Origin of the sequence: Streptomyces sp. RG80, assembly GCF_040446465.1 — a bacterium.
Classification (GTDB): Bacteria; Actinomycetota; Actinomycetes; order Streptomycetales; family Streptomycetaceae; genus Streptomyces.
The window spans coordinates 335831-353935 of record NZ_JBEAAJ010000003.1; the positions used below are offsets into that span (position 1 = coordinate 335831).

The following is an 18105-nucleotide window of genomic DNA, read 5'->3' on the forward strand; positions in this document are numbered from 1 at the left end:
TGTTGCTTTTAGGTTCCGTGGGAGATTCAGTGCCGGTGCTCGTGGTCCGGGTGCGAGGGGTCGCCGGGGTGCTCGTACCCGTGCGCGTACACGACGCCGGCCCGTGCCTGGTCCAACCAACCGAAGAATGCGCGTCGGCCCGCCGCGCGACGCAGTTCGGCGATGATGGCCTCGCGGACCTGTTCGTACGGCAGGAGATCCGACGTCTCGTGGAAGGGGTCTGCTCCGCGGGTCAGAGCGGCGGGGGTGAGGAAGCGGTCCCGGTTGCGGTCGTAGTAGTCGTAGACCGCCTCCTCGGGGATCAGCTGCTCTTGTTCCAGTTGTTCGAGGAGGGTGCGGGCGGCTGGGGAGTGGGCCAGGGCTACGGCGACGATGCTGCCGAGGTCTGCGACGGCTTGGGGTGTGGGTTGTTCGTCGGGTGCGGCGGCGTGGGGGCTGGTCGCGCAGTTCCCCGCGCCCCTAAAAGCCGATGGCGGGGCGGAGTTGAGCAGCTCACGTATCTCGCAGGCCTGTCGGGCCAGCTCGTCGATCACCACCACCTGGGTTGCCCAGCGGCGTCGCTGGCGTTCCGCCCGTGCGAAGGCCTCTGGTTGGCTCTCGCGGTCTCGGGCCGGGACGGCTTCCAGCAAGGCGTCCACGCGGCCCTTCGGGACCGGCCTGCCTTGTACCTTCGCCGCGTCTTCCTCCCTCACGGCGTCACCTCCAGTTCCACTGCCTCCGTGTACGCCACGCACCCGTGCCAGCCCACCTTCGCCATCAACCAGTACGAACCTGGCGGCACCCTCGAACCGTCCACCTCGATCACGGCCTCGGTCTCTTCCCCGCCCGCCACGGTGAAGCCCTGCACGCCCGGCTCGACGCCGGGCCAGGTGCCCCAGGAGGAGACGGCCCAGAGGGTGCCGTTGACGGGGCCTCGGGTGGTGTTGCGCAGGGTCACGGGGACGCGGGCGTGGTCGCCGCGTCGTACGGTGACTCGGTCGACTCCCAGAGCGCACAGCAGCGTTGGTCCGTGGTGGCCGTCCGGTGGCACGTCCAGTGCCACCACGTCCTCGTACGTCTGTCCGCCGTACGTCAGCCGGGCCGCGAGCCAGTGGCGGCCGGGCTCGGGGTCGGGCGGTGGGGTCACCGTGACCTCGGTGAGGCTGAAGCCGCCGGGGCCGAGGGCGTACGGCAGTTCCGTGGGCTCGGTGGACCAGCCGGGGGGCACCTCGAAGGTGACGGTTCCCGACACGGGTGCGTCGGTGAGCTCCGAGCCGATCCGGACGGTGGCCGTGACCGGGCCGGAGACCGTGAGGGCGGTGGGGGAGACGTACAGGGCGACCGGCATGTTGCCGCGCGGGGCGGGGCCGGAGTTGTGGAGCCAGTAACGGGTGTGGACGGGCTGGGCGGGTTCGGCGGCGGCCACTCCGGGGCCGGGCGTGGGATCGGCGCCGTCGGCGGGTCCTGCCAGTACCGTCGCCACCTCGAAGCCCGCCAGAGCGACCTCCAGCACCCCGTCCGGGCCCGGCGCCAACGGCTCCCCGGGCCGCTCCAGTACGTCCGCGCGGGCGCCCTGGGTCCAGCCGTGCGGTCGGTGTATCCGTGCCTGTACCGGACGGCCGTTGACCTCGTGCACGCGGACGACGACTCCGCTCGCCGGGTCGGGTTGCGCGGTGCCGCCGCGGGCCAGCGGGGAGCCGGTGGGCTTGAGTGCGTCGAGCAACACCTCGCCCGGGGGCTCCAGTTGGAGCAGAGTGCTGTTGCGGGGCAGGAGCGGGTCCTTGGAATCGGTGCGCAGCCGTGCGGTGAGCGGGCGGTTGAAGTCGTGGCCCCGCCTCGGGAGTTGGCTGTCCCGCCAGTCGCCCTCGCTCGCGACGACCGCGTAGTCGAAGGTGTGGGACCAGCGTTGGAGCTGGAATGCGGAGCCGTCGGGGGCCGTGCGGCGGGGCGGGTCGACCCAGATGCCGGAGGGCCAGCCGGTGCAGGAGCGCATGAGGGACATGTAGAGGTCGCCGGACGAGGTGACCACGCAGCCCGGCGTGCCCCGGTTCAGGACGGCGAAGCTCCGGCCGTCCCAGGCGTCGCCCGGCGGCAGCGCCTCGCCGCCGCCCGCCGCGGTGGCCGTCACGGTGAAGTCGTCCAGGTCGGATATGAGCGCGTCGACAGCCTTGGCGTCCCCCGCGGCATCGGCGCCCGCCACCACCAGCAGCGGCAGCCGCTCCAGGTCCCGCAGATCGGCGCCCGGCACCCACTCCTCGCGCAGCGAGGCGCGCGGCGCGACCCACACGGCCGCCACACCGCCCTCGGCGAGCTGCCGGCGCAGTTCGCGCCCGGCGGCCGGGTCCCAGCCGAGGGCCTCGGCGACCACGGAGTTGCGGTCGGGGCCGCCGACGGCGATCCGGATGTCGGGGAGGTTGGAGTCGACCTCCAGGTCGCCGTAGCGGGGGCCGCCCGCGATGGTCGAGGTCGCGGTGACCCCGGCGCGGACCAGGGCGGCGGCGAGCTCGGCGCCCAGCTCGCCGGCCACCTTCCAGTCGGCGTAGATCAGCTCGGCGACGCCGATCGAGCGGTGTCCGAGGAGCGTCCCGGAGCCGTCCCGGACGGCGACCCGTGCGGTGGAGCCGAGCCCGAACCAGGTGTTGGCCGGGTTGTCCAGCGTCCACGGGAACCGTTCGCTGTCCACCTCCACGAACCCGAACCCACGCCCGATCACCGCGTCCGCCACCTCGTGCACCGGCAGCCCGCCGCGCACGTCGGACGGCCAGCGCACCCGGATGAGCCGGTCGGCGCCGTCGTACCCGTCGACGGTGGTGGAGACGTCGAGACGGTCGACGCCCTTCCAGAGCGTCAGCCGCTGTGTGTAGGTGAAGAGCCCGAGGTCGGCGCGGACGGTGACGCGCTGTCCGGCCGGGGAGTGCTCGACCGTGACCTCGGCGTCGACGTCCCCGCTGCGGGCGGCGGTCGTACCGGTCGGGGTGAGGTGCCAGGGGCCTTCACCGAAGCGCGGATGCCTCGGGTACTCCTCCTGTACGACGAGTTCGTTGCCGATGTCGCCGGGGCGCAGCAGTTCGCGAGCGTTCTCGCCAATCGCCCGCAGACTGCTGACCCCGCCGCCGCGCGCGGGGTCGACGGTCAGCTCGTAGAACTCGTTACGGATCGAAGTCCCTTCGGCGGGCGCCCACTTGGCGGCGCCGCCCTCAGTGAGCGGGACGGCCTTCAGGCCCAGGCCCGGGACATCCGGTACGACGACCCGCAGCCGGCCGTCGTCCTCGCGCACCGCGGGGAGGGGGAGGCCGGTGCTCTCGTCGACCGGGAGCAGGCCCTTGTCCTCGACGGTCAGTACGTCCTTGCGCGCCCAGGTCGCGGAGTTGAAGACGACCAGATCGGCGCCCCCGCCCGGCAGCGGGACGACCCGGTCCGCGAGCGCCTGGGTGGCGTCGGTGTGCACGGTCTCGGCGAGGTCGTACAACTCCCGCCAGCCGGTGAGGAGATCGATGTAGACCTGGTCCGACTCCGAGCCGGTGATGGCGTCGTGGTGGGCGCCGTACACCAACTGCCGCCAGGCCTTGTCGAGTGCCGCGTCCGGATAGGGGTGCCCGGCGGTGAGGGAGGCGAGCGTCGCCCAGGCCTCCGCGTCGGCCAGCAGCGTCTCGCCGTACCGCTGGGCCTGCTTGGTGTCGATGTAGGAGACGTCCTTGCCGGTGTAGACCGGGTTCATGTCCCGGGTCTGCGGCGAGGCCTTGCGGCCCTCGGCGTCGAGCTCCGCGCGCACGGCGGCGAAGAAGTCCCGTGGGATCGCGCTGACGAAGCGCGGCCAGACGTAACGGGCGTTCCAGCTGCGGTGGATGTCCATCACCCAGCGGCACGGCGGCGCGTAGTCCCCGCCGACGGGGAGCATCACGTTGCGCGTGAGCGCGACCTTCTTCAGCCCCCTGAACAGCTTGAACGCGGCCTGTTCGGCCGCCGGCAGGGTCGGCGCGTTGTCGATCGCCCAGCCCGCGCCGTAGTGGTTGACCATGTACGCGGTGAGGATGCCGCGCCCCGAGGGCGCGATCCAGTCGAACTCGGCCGGAAACTGCATCCGTTGGGGATCGCGCGGCTCCTCGCCGAACACCGACAGCGTCGGCCCCCACTGGTGGAACGGCCCCCGTGCCCAGGAGCTGGAGGTGACCCCGGCGTCCGCCATCAGCCCGGGGAACTGCGGATCGTGCCCGAACGCGTCGAGCTGCCACGCGGTTTCGGGCGAGGCCCCCATGATCCCGCGCTGGTATCCGTCCCCGTAGAGCGCATTGCGTACGGTGGCCTCGGCGCCGGTGAGGTTGGTGTTCGGCTCGTTGTAGGTGCCGCCCATGATCTCGACGCGCCCGGTGCGGATCAGCTGGCGCAGGAAGGCGCGCTCCTCCGGGAAGGAGTCCCAGTACGGCTTGAGGTAGTCGACCTCGGCGAGCACGAAGGTGTACGCCGGATCGCGTCGGGCCAGGTCGCAGTGGGCGCGGACCAGGCTCATCCCGGACTGGCCGCGCGAGTCGAAGGTGCGGGCGGGCAGTCCGGTGCCGGCCGGGTCGTCGGCGACGTCCCAGGTCTCGGTGTAGGCGGCCTGGGTGTTCCACCAGACGGGGTCGTAGTGGAAGTGGCTGACCATGAACATGGTCCAGCCGGGCTCGGCGGCCGTGAACGGGGCAGTGTGCCGGGCGGTCAGCTCCCCGTCGACGGCGACGACCGTGATCTCGTCGCCCTCGCCGGTCACGGGTATCTCGGCGCGCGCGGTGCCGTCGTCGGCCGTCGTCACCAGGGTCTCCCCGACCCCGCGCAGAGAGCCCGGGCCCTCGGCCGTCAGACGGACCGTGCGGCCCGGAACATGGCTGATCTCGGCGACCACCAGCTGGTACGGCTGCTCGACGGTTCCGGCGAAGAGCTCGGTCGACTCGACAGAGGTGACGCGCATGGGTCTCCTACGAGGATGCTCGGCGGAGCCCCATCCTGCACCGAAGGGATGGTTCAAACAACCATCTACGCGTGTACTCGGTGAATCATCTATGCAATATCACTGCGCTCGGCAGCGTTGATCGCGCTGCTCAGCGGGTACGGCGGCCCTTCGCCGAGTGCTGCGGCACGATGTGGTCGGTCAGCGCGAGGGAGGCGCTCGCGCGCTGGTAGGAGAGCTGCGCGACCCGGACGTAGAGGCAGTCGAGCAGCACCAGGACGGAGTGCCGGCCGCCGATACCGGTGAGGAAGTTGGTCTCCGAGGCCGACGAGACAAGCCGGATGTCGGCGGCCTTGGCGAGCGGTGAACGCGGGTCGGAGGTGACCGCCACGGTGGTGGCGCCGCGCTCCTTGGCCAGCTCGAACGGCTCGATGGTCTCCCGGGTCGCCCCCGAGTGCGAGATGCCCACGGCCACGTCCGCCGGGGTGAGCAGGGCGGCGGAGGTCGCCCCGCCGTGCACCTCGGTCCAGCCGCGCACCGAGCAGCCGATGCGGAACAGCCGGGTCTCGGTCTCCAGCGCGACCGCCCCGCTGCCGCCGACGCCGTAGAGGTCGATCCGGCGGGCCCGGGCCATGGCGTGGGCCGCGCGCTCGATCGCGTCGAGGTCGATCCGGTCGATGGTCTGCTGGACCGCGCGCAGATCGGCACTGCCGACGACCTGCACGACCCGCTCCAGACTGTCGTCCGGGGAGATGTCCGGGCCGATCTCGGCGGTGCCCCAGTCGGAGACCTCGCCGCGGCCGTGCTCCTTGGCCAGCTCGATCAGCAGATGCTGGTAGGAGTCCAGGCCGATGGCCCGGCAGAAGCGGGTCACCGTCGCCTGGGAGGTGCCGGTGCGGCGGCCCAGTTCGGCGGCCGAGCAGTGGGTGACGGCGGCCGGATCCTCCAGGATCAGCTCGCCGACCTTGCGCAGGGAGCCGGCCAGCCGGGGCAGCTCGGTGCGGATCAGTGTCGTGACGTCCGTCGGAGGCATGAGGAGAAGGTATCAGCCACCGCTCGGGTGACTCCTTGAATACCAGGACCGACCAGGACCGACAGAAGGGGTGCCGTGCTGGTCGATTGAACGCATCGGGCATCCTGTGGTTTATTGATTCACCGATGGAGATGTATAGGGTGATTCAATCCATCAGTGGGGAGTGAGTGCCGCGTGTCCGTCGAGTCCGTCAGCGCCCAGGGCTTCGCGCAGCAGAGCCTGGCCGTCCTTCAGCAGGTCACCGAGTCCGCCCGCGCCGACGTGGCGGGCGCCGCGGGACTGATCGCCGACTGTGTGCGCGCCGACGGCGTCATCCAGGCGTTCGGCACCGGCCACTCGCAGGCCATGGTCCTCGAAGTCGCGGGCCGGGCGGGCGGGTTGGTGCCCACGAATCGACTGAGCATCGCCGACCTCGTCCTCTACGGCGGTGACGCCCCGTCCGTCCTCGACGACCCGCTCCTCGAACGGCAACCTGGCGTGGCCGCGCGCCTGTACGACCTCGCGGCGCCGCGCCCCCAGGACCTCTTCGTGATCATCTCCAACTCGGGGGTGAACAACGTCATCGTGGAGATGGCGCTGCGCGTGAAGGAAGAGGGGCACAAGCTCCTGGCCATCACGTCCCTCACCCACACCCACGCGGTCCCGGCCGGTCACTCCAGCGGCAAGAAGCTCGTCGACCTCGCCGATGTGGTGCTCGACAACGCGGCCCCTCGGGGGGACGCGTTGCTGGAGCTGCCGGGTGGGGGTGCGGTGTGTGCGCTGTCCACTTTGACCGGGGTGATGTTGGTGCAGATGGCTGTCGCCGAGGCGTCGGCCGTGCTGCTTGCCTCCGGGGAGCGGCCGCCGGTTTATGTCTCCGCGAACGTGCCCGGGGGCTTCGAGGGGAATCTGGAGTTGGAGAAGCGGTACGCGGGGCGGATTCGGCGTACGGCCAGTTAGGGGCGGGTTGGGGGTTCTGGGGTATCGCGGGGAGCTGCTGGCCGGTGGGGGCTGGTCGCGCAGTTCCCCGCGCCCCTTATGCGTGTGCCCTTTACTCGACAGGTACCGGCGTCAGGGCTACGGCCAATGGATAGGCGCCCGTTGTCAGCGGTGTCCCCGAGGTCCCGGTCGCTGTGTCGACCGGGACCAGTTTGTTGCCGTCGGCCGTCGTGACGTAGGCCGTGTCGCCGTTCCAGTCCAGGCCCACGTCGAAGGCGGATCTTCCCACCGTGACCTTCGTGCCCGGTGCGCCCGTCACCGTGTCGATCGGGGTGACGTAGTCCCCGGTGCTGGGGCTGACCCACAGGGTTCGGCCGTCCGGGGACAGGGCGAGGCCGTATGCCTGGCCGGTGACCAGGAGGGTCGGCTCGGTGTCGTTCGTGGTCGTGTCGATCGGAGTGACCGTCGAGCCGCCGGAGTTGGAGACGTACACCGTCCTGCCGTCGGGTGCGGCGACGATGTTGAAGGGGCGAGGGCCGACCTGGATCGCGGTGCCGGCCGTCCTCGTGGTGAGGTCGACCGGAGTGACGGTGTTGTCGTGGATGTTCGGCACGTACAGCGTCCCGCCGTCCGGAGTGATCGCCATGTTCTCCGGTCCGGACCCCACGGCGATGGCCGTACCCGCCTTAAACGTGCCGGTGTCCACCGGCTGTACGGTCCCGTCCGTGTAGTTGGCCACCCACAACGTCCCACCGTCGGGCGTCAGCGCGAGCCCGGCCGGAACACGCCCCACACCGACCGTGGCGGTGACCTTGTCGCTCGGCACGTCGATGACACTGACGGTGTCGGAGCCCTGGTTGGCGGCGTAGGCGGTACGGCCGTCGGCGCTCACGACGACCTCGCCGGGGTTGTTCCCGACGGCGATGTCCGTGGTCTTTCCTGAACCCAGGTCGATCGAACTCACCGACGCACCACTGAAGTTGGCCGTCAGCGCCCTCAACGCACCGGTTCTGTCGGTGACCTGGACCGGGATCGCCCGGTCGAGCAGCCCGGTACCCGAGACCACGACCGAGTGCACGCCCTCCTCGACCCCGGTCAACGTGACCGTGGCCGAGGCACTGCCTCCGGCCGGGACCGTCGCGGTGCCCTCGGTCGGCGAGGCGGTGACACCGTCCGGCACCTCGAGCTTCCAGGAGACCGTACGGGCTTCCCTGTCCGAGAACTTGAGAGTCACCGTCTGCGAGGCGCCCGGTTTCAGGCTGACGGAGGTGGGGGAGAACGCGGCGTCGACGCCGGGGTCGGGTGCGGTCTCCAGCATCGTCGTGTAGAGGAACTGGTCCATCACTCCCGGCGACACCTGCTCGGGTACGGCGTCCAACTCCTTGCGCTCACCCCTTAGTCGGGTCCAGTACTCCGACACGGCGTCCGTGTCGCCCCGCTTGTCGGCGAGCAGCAGATCCACGGCCGTCCGCCCCGCGCTTCCGTACTGCCCGAGCTTGTCCAGCCAGGCGGAGGTCTCGTCGAGGAACCCGGGGTTGTCGAGCCGGGTCCGCAACTCGGCGGGCGTGGCGGCCATGTCGGAGAAGTACGAGCGGAGTGCGGCGGCGGCCCGGTCGAGCCCGCTGTCCTGCTCGTACGCCGTGCGGAAGGCGGCGATGAGGTTGGTCAGCGTGGGGGACTCGGTCGCGTCGAGCTGGGAGGAGTAGTTGTTCTCGGCGAAGATCCGCAGCCACTTGGCGGCGGACGGGCCGGCCAGGTCGCGGACGGAGGCGAGGAACGCCGCCCGGGGGTCGTAGGACTTCGGGTTCCAGAGATACGCGGCCGACGTGAACAGCGCCGGCTTGCTGGCCTCGCCCTGGACCATCGGGTTGGCGGTCACTCCGGTCGCGGCGCTCGCCACGCCGGGTTCACGGCCGGTGTAGGGGCCGAGGAGGAGGCGGCTGGTGACGTAGTCGTTGACCGGGTAGTTGTCCCAGATCAGGATCGGGTGGCCGAACACCTCGCGGGCCTGGGTCACTTGGGCGGTGGTGATGGTCGGCGCGATCACACCGACGCCGGTCCACTCGACGACCACGGCCGGGTCGAGCTTCTCGCGCAGGGCCGTCTTGTAGGGGGAGTCGGCGAGGTCGGAGTACTCGGTGGGGACCATCTCCAGCGGCCGGAGACCCGAGTGCGTGGCCGAGAAGTCCTCCCAGACCCTGTTGAGGAGATGGGCCTGAGCCGTGCCCGCCGCCCCGCCGCCCGTCCCGAACTTCTCCTCGTCGGCGGCGCAGTTCCACTTGGTGTAGCTGATGTCGTCCAGCGGGATCGCGAACGACCGCACGCCGATGGCGTACAGCGAGTCGAACTTGCGGGTGAGGGCCGCGATGTCGGAGTCGGACGAGTAGCAGACCGACAGTCCGGGGGAGAGGGCGTAGGTGAAGCGGACGTGGTTGGCGGCGGCGCGGTCGACCAGTTGCTTCAACTGCCCGAGTTCCGCGGGCGGGTACTCGTCCCGCCACTGGGCGCGCAGATAGGGGTCGTCCTTGGGGGAGTAGACGTACACGTTCTGCTTGGTGCGCCCGTAGAAGTCGAGCTGGCTGAGGCGTTCGGCGTGGGTCCAGGGGGTGCCGTAGAAGCCCTCGATGACTCCGCGCAGGGCGGCGGTGGGCCAGTCACGGATCCTGGCCTCGGGCAACTCGCCGGAGGTGCCGAGGAGTTGGCGCAGGGTCTGGGCGGCGTAGAAGGTGCCGGTCGCGTCGGATCCGGACAGGGCGACGAGGGTACGGCCGTCCCGGCGGCCGGAGGCCAGGGCGTAGCCGCCGGAGGGGAGCCCGGCCGGGGACCGGGCGCCCAGGCGTCTCAGGGTCTCGGTGGTGCCGGGGCCGTCGAGATAGACCGTGAAGGCGGCCGACGCGGGGGGCTTGTCGACCGTCACGATCCGGTCGGCGCCGGCGTCCCGCAGGGCGGCCTCGACGACCTTGCGGGCCGAGGGGTCGGTGTCCGGGCCGACGACCTCCACGACCCGGTCGGGGACCGTGAACCGGCCCGGCCCCCACGTCATGCTCTGCGGCTTCGGCCATACGGCGGGCTGCAGTGGAGCGGCCGAGGCAGTGGTGGTCAGGGACGGAGTGATGAGACCGGCGGCCATCAGCAGCACGGCGGCCACCCTCGCTGATCTCGTCGAGCGTCTACGAAAGGTGAATTCATCCACCGGGGGAGTGTAGGGATGTCGATTCAATCATTCAATGGTGTGTTCAGGGGAAGTGTTGTCGGCAATCTTGACGGCCTGGATGTTACCGGTAACATTTCCTGTCGTGCTGCGAGAAACCCGCGTTGTCGAAGCCCCGGTGTTCAGCCCGGCAGCCGTCGTCGCCTCATGCGTCGGCTTCGTTCTGATCGGTGTGCTGCAATCCCTGTACGGCCCGGCGATCCCCGCCTTCCGCGAGGAGTTCGGGCTGTCCCCGTCGGGCGCCGGACTGGGGCTCAGCGCACATTTCGTCGGCGGGGTGGCCGGGGTGCTGCTGTTCGACCGGTGCTTCGGGGCGATCGGCAACCGGCGGATCCTCGGAGCCTCGTATCTGCTCATGGCCGTGGGCGCGGCGGGCTTCGCGCTCGCCCCGGACTGGCCCCTCGCCCTCGCCGCCGCGCTGCTGGCCGGCCTCGGCTTCGGCGGTATCGACTACGGCCTCAACCAGCTGTTCGCCGTCGGCTTCGGGCACCGCTCGACGGCGATGCTGAACATCCTCAACGCCCACTTCGGCATCGGCGCGATCCTCGGCCCAGTGCTGATCGGCGCGGTCGGCGCCGAGCACTACCCGGCCGTCTTCCTCGCCTTCGCACTGGTCAACCTGCCGCTGCTGCTGTGCCTGAAGGGCGTCCGGGACAAGGCGCCGCAACCGTCCGAGGCGGCCGGCGACTCCGGCGCCGTCCTCGGCCGCAGCCTCGGCTCGGTGCTCGCGGTGTTCGTCACGCTGTACGTCCTGCACGTCGGCATCGAGGCCGGTGTCGGCGGCTGGGAGCCCACCCATCTGGAGACCGTCGGCTACGGGGCCGGGGCCGCCGCGACCGCCACGTCCGTCTACTGGCTGATGATGACCGTGGGCCGGTTCCTGGCCGCGCCCCTGGCACTGCGCTTCTCGGCACAGGCGATCATCACGGTCTCCTGCGCCGGCATGACGGTCTGTCTGCTGCTGGCGTCCATCAGCGAGTTGGCGCCCTACGCCTACGCCGGCGTCGGCCTCTTCATCGCACCGCTCTTCCCCACCGGACTGCCCTGGCTGCATCGCGTGGCCCCCGGGTCCCGGCGCGCCGGAGCCCTGGTCATCGCCGCCTCGATGGTGGGCGGAGTGGTGGCCGGACCGGCGCTCGGCAAGGCCATCGAATGGTCCGGCGTCGAGGCCGTACCGCTGATTCTCGGCGCCGTCTCGGCCCTGTGCCTGGCGGCGACGCTCTGGCTGATCCGCAGCACCCGTTCGCGCAGTACCGGTTCCCGCTGAACACCACCTGTACGAACACCCCCTGTACGAACGCCACTTGTACGAACGCCACTTGTACGAACACCTCCTGTACGAACACCTCTTTGGAAGGAAGCTCCGCATGCCCGCACTGACGACGACGTCCGACGGTTTCCTGCTGCACGGCGAGCCGTTCCGCATCCTCTCCGGCGCCATGCACTACTTCCGTATCCACCCCGACCAGTGGGCCGACCGGCTGCGCAAGGCCCGGCTGATGGGCCTCAACACCGTCGAGACCTATGTGCCCTGGAACGCCCACCAGCCGGACCCGGACGGCGAGTTGGTCTTCGACGGCCTCCTCGACCTGCCCCGCTATCTGAGCCTCGCCCAGGCGGAGGGCCTGCGCGTCCTGCTGCGCCCGGGCCCGTTCATCTGCGCCGAGTGGGACGGCGGCGGTCTGCCCGGCTGGCTCACCTCGGACCCGGACATCCGGCTGCGCACCTCCGACCCCCGCTTCACCGACGCCGTCGACCGCTACCTCGACCGGCTGCTGCCCCCGCTGCTGCCGCACATGGCCGAGGCGGGCGGCCCCGTCATCGCCGTACAGGTCGAGAACGAGTACGGGGCCTACGGCGACGACATCGCCTACCTCAAGCACCTCCAACAGGCCTTCCGGGACCGGGGAGTCGAGGAACTCCTCTTCACCTGCGACCAGGCCATCCCCGAGCACCTGGCCGCCGGCAGCCTGCCCGGCGTCCTCACCACCGGCACCTTCGGCGGACGCATCGACGCCGCGCTGGACCAGTACCGCGCGCACCGGCCCGAGGACCCGCTGATGTGCGCCGAGTTCTGGATCGGCTGGTTCGACCACTGGGGCGGCCCGCACCACACCCGGGACGCCGCCGACGCCGCCGCCGACCTGGACCGACTGCTCACCGCGGGCGCCTCCGTCAACATCTACATGTTCCACGGCGGCACCAACTTCGGCTTCAACAACGGCGCCAACCACAAGCACGCCTACGAGCCCACCGTCACGTCCTACGACTACGACGCCCCCCTCACCGAGTCCGGCGACCCCGGCCCCAAGTACCACGCCTTCCGCGAGGTCATCGCCCGCCACGCCACCGTCCCCGACGAGCCGGTCCCGGCCCCGGCCCCCAAACTCCCGGCCACCACCGTCGAGTTGACCCACCGCGCCGCCCTGCTCCCGCACGCGGGCACCCTCGCCGCCCCGCTGCGCACCGAAGACCCGGCGATGATGGACGAGTTGGGCCTGAGTTCCGGCTACGCCCTCTACCGGACCACCGTCCCCACGGCCGGCCAGGGCCTGCTGCACTTCGCGGGCGGCGTCGGCGACCGCGCCCAGGTCTTCCTGGACGGCGCACCCGTCGGCGTACTGGAGCGCCGCCACCACGACGAGGCCCTCCCCGTGGTCGTACCCCGCGCGGGCGCCACGCTGGAGGTGCTCGTGGAGAACATGGGCGGCGTCAACTACGGCCCCCGCATCGGCGCCCCCAAGGGCCTGCTGGGCCCGGTCTCCTTCGACGGCACCGTCCTGCGCGCCTGGGACAACCACCCGCTGTCCCTCACCGACCTGTCCGCCGTGCCCTTCGCCCCGTCGGACGCGACCACGGACGCCGTACCCGCCTTCCACCGGGGCACCTTCGAGGTGACCGACCCGGCCGACGCCTTCCTCGCCCTGCCCGGCTGGACCAAGGGCCAGGCCTGGGTCAACGGCTTCCACCTCGGCCGCTACTGGAACCGCGGCCCCCAGCACACCCTGTACGTGCCCGCACCGGTCCTGCGCCCCGGTGGCAACGAACTCGTCCTCCTCGAACTGCACGCCACCACCGGCACCACCGCCCGGCTGACCGACACCCCCGACCTCGGGCCGGTGAACTTCTGATGCCGCACCACCTGCGCGTGCCCGCCCCCGCCGGACCCCCGCTGACGGGCCACCTGCCCTTCGCCGACGCCCCGGGCGTGCCCGACCCGATCGAGGTCACCAGCCGCTACCTCACCCGCGGCGGACGCCCCTGGTTCCCCGTCTCCGGGGAGTTCCACTACTCCCGCTACCCGGCCGCGGAGTGGGAGGAGGAGCTGCTGAAGATGAAGGCGGGCGGGGTGACCGTCGTCGCCGCCTACGTCATCTGGATCCACCACGAGGAGACCGAGGGCCGGATCCGCTTCGACGGCGACCGCGACCTGCGGCGCTTCGCCGAACTCTGCGCCCGCCACGGCCTGGACTTCATCCCCCGCATCGGCCCCTGGGTGCACGCCGAGGTCCGGGGCGGCGGCCTGCCCGACTGGGTTCTGGCCCGCGACTGCGCACCGCGCACCGACGATCCGGCGTACCTGGACGCCGTACGGCCCTGGTTCGCGGCGATCGCCGAGCAACTGCGCGGCCTCGACCGCGCCCACGGCGGCCCGATCGTCGCCGTCCAGATCGAGAACGAGCTCTACGACCAGCCCGGCCATCTGCTCACGCTCAAGCGCATGGCCCAGGAGGCCGGCCTCGCCGCCCCGCTGTGGACGTCGACCGCCTGGGGCGGGGTCCGACTCCCGCCCGACGAACTGCTTCCGCTGTACGGCGGCTACACCGAGACCTTCTGGACCGAGGCCGACGGCGGCTGGCCCGACACCTGCCGCAAGCACTTCTTCTTCACCCACCAGCGCGACGACGAGGGCATCGGCTCCGACCTGCGCCCGATCGGCAGCGTGCGCGGCAGCGCCCCCGACGCCTTCGCGGACCGATTCCCCTGGGCCACCTGCGAGTTGGGCGGCGGCATGGCGGTCTCCTACCACCGGCGCCCCCGCGTCGACGCCGCCGACATCGCCGCCCTCGGGCTCACCAAGATCGGGTGCGGATCGGTGTGGCAGGGCTACTACATGTTCCACGGCGGCACCAACCCGCCGGGCGAACTGACGACCCTCCAGGAGTCCCACGCCACCGGGTACCCCAACGACCTCCCTGTCCTGACGTACGACTTCCAGGCGCCGCTCGGCGAGTACGGGCAGTACCGCGCCACGTACGACGAACTCCGGCTCCAGCACCTGCTGTTGGCGGACTTCGGGCATCTGATCGCCCCGATGGAGTCGGTTCTGCCGCAGGAGCAGCCGAAGGGGCAGCACGACCGGGAGACCCTGCGCTGGGCCGTGCGCGGGGACGGCGGCTCGGGGTTCCTGTTCGTCAACAACCACCAGCCGCACGAGCCCTTGCCGGACCATCCGGGGACGTCCTTCACGGTGGAGTTCGAGCAGGGTTCGGTGAGTCTGCCGAGCGAGCCCGTGACCGTCCCGTCCGGCGCCACCTTCTGCTGGCCGCTGCGGCTCGACGTGGCCGGGGTACGGCTGGAGTGGGCGACCGCTCAACCGGTGTGCACGGTGGACGACGGCGGCCGAACGGTGCTGGTGCTGACGGCCGTTGAGGGCATCCCGTCTGAACTGGCCTTCGCACAGGACACGGTGAGGTCGTTGTCCGTGCCCTCCGGTGAAGTGACGTACACCGATGGCCGGGTGCTCGTCACTGGGCTGCGTCCCGGGACCGAGGCACTGGTCGAGGTGGAGACCGTGGACGGCGGCCGGGTCGGGCTGCTCGTCCTCGACGCGGCGACCGCGCGGACCGCGTACCGGGGCGTGGTGTGGGGCGCCGAGCGGCTGGTGCTCGCCGAGGGCGGGGTGGTCTTCGACCACGGCGAGATGCGGCTGCACAGTGCCGCCGAGCAGCCGTCGTTCGCCGTCTTTCCGGCGCCGGAGGGGGAGCCGGGGTTCGGTCGGTACACCTTGCCGGCGGAGGGTGTCTTCGCCGGGGAGGCGTCGCTCACTCTCGTACGGTCGGCCGGTCCCGCGCCCGAGCCGGTCACCGGGGTGCAGGGGCGGGCGAGCGCGCCGGACGACAAGTACTTCGACGCGGTGGCCGCGGAGTACCGGGTCGATCTGCCGTCGGATGTGCCGGCGGGGACGTTGTTGCGGGTGCACTGGAGTGGGGACGTGGGGCGGGCGTATGCGGGGGGCGTCCTTGTTGGGGACCAGTTCTGGTCGGGGCGGGTGTGGGACATCGGGCTGGATCGGGTGTCGGAGGGGGTGCTGAGGCTGCGGGTGCTTTCTGCGGCTGAGGGGGCTGCGGTGTACGTGCCGCCGGAGGTCGGGGAGGGGTGGGGGGAGGCGGGCGTCGAGCGGGTGGAGTTGGTGACTACTCGCCGGTGGACTGTGGGATGAGTGTCGGCTGCGGGTGCGTTGTGGCTGGTCGCGCCCGCGCGGCAGAGCCGCATATTGGATACAGTCCCGCGCCCCTTAGGTCGGTACTCCAACCGTATGCTGGGGCCGTCCCGGCACCCTACTGAGGAATCGCCTCCCATGAGCCCCAGTGACGCCCCTGCCCCCAAAGGGCGCAGTCGACGTAACTTCGCGGGGTCGCGGCCGGTCATGGATGACGTCGCCCGGCTGGCCGGGGTGTCCAAGCAGACCGTGTCGCGGGTGCTGAACGAGAACCCGGCCGTGCGACCCGAGACCCGGGAGGCCGTGCAGGCGGCCATGCGGAGTCTCGGGTACCGGCCGAGTCGTAGCGCGCGGTCGTTGGCCAGCGGGCGGACCCGGATGGTCGGGGTCATCTCGTTCGACGCGGCGAGATACGGGCCCGCCAACATCCTCACCGCCATCAACACCGCCGCCCAGGAGGCGGGGTATCTGCTCAGTTCCATCGCCCTCGACGACACCGCCGACCACCACACGGTCACCGAGGCCGTGGACCGGCTGTCGGCCGAGGGGGCGGACGGGGTCATCGCCATCGCGCCGCAGCACCGGGTGGGGCGGGCGCTGGCCGACGCCCGGCTCGACACACCGTTGGTGGTGCTGGAGAACGAGGTCAGGGGCAGCACTCCGCTGGCCACCGCCGACTCCTGGGCCGGCGCCCGCAAGGCCGTCGAGCATCTGCTGCGCCTCGGGCACGACACCGTGTGGCACATCGCCGGGCCGACCGGCTGGACCTCCGCCGACCAGCGCATCGAGAGCTGGCGGGAGACCCTGACGGCGGCCGGCGCCGAGATCCCCGAACTCCTCGTCGGCGACTGGAGCTCGGACTCCGGCTACGAGACGGGGCGGCTGCTGGCCCGGCGTCCGGACGTCACCGCGATCTTCGCGTCCAACGACCAGATGGCCCTGGGTCTGCTGCACGCCCTCCACGAGGCGGGGCGCCGGGTGCCCGACGACGTGAGCGTCGTGGGCTACGACGACATCCCCGAGGCGGCTCATCTGCTGCCGCCGCTCACCACCGTGCGCACCGACTTCGCCGAGATCGGCACCCGTGCGCTGCGGCTCCTGCTGGACCGCATCGACGGACGCGCCGAGGAGCGGGCCGAGCCGGTCATCCCCGTCGAGCTGATCGTCCGTCGCAGCAGCGGACGGCCTCCGCGCGGCTGACAGGCCGCACTCCCTTTTGGCCGGGCTGGGACCGTGGTCGTTTTGTGACTGGCATATGAAAATGATTATCGATAGCGTGTGCCGCGTCGAACCGGGGTGACCGAGGGGGCGGGACCGTTTGAAGACGTGGCGTGAGGTGCGGAGTTTTCCGTTCGCCGTGCGGCTGTTGCTGGTCAATCAGCTGGGCGTCAACACCGGCTTCTACCTCCTCGTCCCCTACCTCGCCGTCCATCTCGGCGAGAACCTCGGTATGTCGGCCGCCGTCGTCGGCGTCGTCCTCGGGGTGCGCAACCTCAGCCAGCAGGGCCTGTTCCTCATCGGCGGGTCGGCCTCCGACCGGCTCGGGGCGCGGGGCGTCATCATCGCCGGGTGCGCGCTGCGGACCGTCGGGTTCGCGCTGTTCGCGCTCGGCGACGGACTGGCGGTGCTCCTCGCGGCGTCCGTGCTCAGCGGAGTGGCGGGGGCGCTGTTCAACCCGGCCGTGCGGGCCTATCTCGCGCAGGAGGCGGGGGAGCGCAAGGCGGAGGCGTTCGCGCTCTTCAACGTCTTCGCCACCACCGGCGCGCTCATCGGCCCGCTGCTCGGCAGCGCGCTGCTGCTCGTCGACTTCCGTACGTCCGCGCTGACGGCCGCCGGCATCTTCGCCGTGCTCACCGTGGCGCAGGCCGCCGTCCTGCCCGTGCGGAAGGTCGAGCCGACGGGCGGCAGTGTGCTCGCCGACTGGCGTGAGGTCGTCGGCAACCGGGCCTTCCTCGCCTTCGCCCTCGCCATGGTCGGCATGTTCACCCTGGAGAACCAGCTCTATCTGCTGCTGCCCGCCGCAGCGCGGGCGGCCACCGGCTGGGACGGCGCGGCGGGCCTGGTCTTCCTCGTCGGGACACTGGCCAACCTCGCGCTCCAGCTACGGATCACCCGGGCCCTGAAGTCCCGGGGCGACAGGGGGCGTTGGATCGCGGCCGGGCTCGCCGTCACCGGCCTGGCGTTCCTCCCCCCGGCCCTCCTGCCGGGCATCGGGCCCGTCCTGGCCGGGGCCCTCCTGCTCTACCTCGGCCTCATGATCGCCTCACCGTTCGTGATGGAGCTGATCCCCCGCTTCGGCCGCCCCGAACTGACCGGCACGTACTTCGGGATCTTCTACGCCGTCTCCGGCATCGCCGCCGCCCTCGGCAACACCGCCGTCGGCTGGGCCATGGACGCCGGGGAGCGCGGCGGCCACGCCTGGCTGCCGTGGACGTGCTGCGCCCTGTTCGGACTGGTCTCGGCGGTCGGCGTGGCATGGCTCCACCGGCTCGGAGCGCTACCCGCTGCCGTAGCGCCCGAGCGCGCGAAGACCGCCGTCTGACCTGGCACTCCCTCACCTCCCCAACTCCACTCCCCGACGCCACACTTGAAGGACG

The 18105-nt window shown here is 71.3% G+C and carries 10 protein-coding genes; 6 read left to right on the plus strand and 4 right to left on the minus strand.

The genetic code is table 11. The features are described from left to right. Positions 1–26 precede the first annotated feature (26 nt). The 3 genes from ABKA17_RS11685 to ABKA17_RS11695 all read right to left on the minus strand — a co-directional run bounded on the left by ABKA17_RS11685 (position 27) and on the right by ABKA17_RS11695 (position 5936). Positions 27–692 carry a peptidyl-prolyl cis-trans isomerase gene (locus ABKA17_RS11685; RefSeq protein ID WP_353691895.1) on the minus strand — a complete coding sequence of 222 codons (666 nt, stop codon included), beginning with the start codon at positions 690–692 and terminating at the stop codon, positions 27–29. Beyond that, positions 689–4924 (minus strand): glycoside hydrolase family 38 N-terminal domain-containing protein, encoded by a 4236-nt coding sequence (locus tag ABKA17_RS11690; RefSeq protein ID WP_353691896.1) that lies wholly within the window; start codon positions 4922–4924, stop codon positions 689–691. The genes ABKA17_RS11685 and ABKA17_RS11690 overlap by 4 nt, the downstream gene beginning before the upstream one ends. Before the next feature lie 130 nt (positions 4925–5054). Continuing rightward, positions 5055–5936, minus strand: coding sequence for a MurR/RpiR family transcriptional regulator (locus ABKA17_RS11695; RefSeq protein ID WP_353691897.1), 882 nt, complete (start codon positions 5934–5936; stop codon positions 5055–5057). 174 nt (positions 5937–6110) lie between these two features. On the opposite strand from ABKA17_RS11695, the gene ABKA17_RS11700 reads away from it, so the two are divergent. After that, the gene (locus tag ABKA17_RS11700; protein WP_353691898.1) at positions 6111–6875 is read left to right on the plus strand and encodes a sugar isomerase domain-containing protein; all 765 of its coding nucleotides are present in this window, start codon (positions 6111–6113) and stop codon (positions 6873–6875) included. 91 nt (positions 6876–6966) lie between these two features. On the opposite strand, the gene ABKA17_RS11705 is transcribed toward ABKA17_RS11700, so the two are convergent. After that, positions 6967–9984, minus strand: a complete 3018-nt coding sequence (locus tag ABKA17_RS11705; RefSeq protein ID WP_353692325.1) for a beta-N-acetylglucosaminidase domain-containing protein — start codon at positions 9982–9984, stop codon at positions 6967–6969. A gap of 166 nt (positions 9985–10150) precedes the next feature. On the opposite strand from ABKA17_RS11705, the gene ABKA17_RS11710 reads away from it, so the two are divergent. From ABKA17_RS11710 to ABKA17_RS11730, 5 genes are all read left to right on the plus strand, one after another. Continuing rightward, a complete protein-coding gene (locus ABKA17_RS11710; protein WP_353691899.1) occupies positions 10151–11332 on the plus strand; it encodes an MFS transporter in 1182 nt (393 codons plus the stop codon). Between the two features lie 100 nt (positions 11333–11432). Next, positions 11433–13196: a glycoside hydrolase family 35 protein gene (locus ABKA17_RS11715; protein ID WP_353691900.1), complete on the plus strand. Its 1764-nt coding sequence runs from the start codon at positions 11433–11435 to the stop codon at positions 13194–13196. Beyond that, on the plus strand, positions 13196–15508 hold the full coding sequence (locus ABKA17_RS11720; RefSeq protein WP_353691901.1) for a beta-galactosidase: 2313 nt from the start codon (positions 13196–13198) through the stop codon (positions 15506–15508). The genes ABKA17_RS11715 and ABKA17_RS11720 overlap by 1 nt, the downstream gene beginning before the upstream one ends. Before the next feature lie 207 nt (positions 15509–15715). Next, the gene (locus ABKA17_RS11725; protein WP_502994202.1) at positions 15716–16708 is read left to right on the plus strand and encodes a LacI family DNA-binding transcriptional regulator; all 993 of its coding nucleotides are present in this window, start codon (positions 15716–15718) and stop codon (positions 16706–16708) included. 118 nt (positions 16709–16826) lie between these two features. Further along, complete coding sequence (locus tag ABKA17_RS11730; protein ID WP_353691903.1) at positions 16827–18050, plus strand: MFS transporter; 1224 nt, start codon at positions 16827–16829, stop codon at positions 18048–18050. Positions 18051–18105 lie beyond the last annotated feature (55 nt).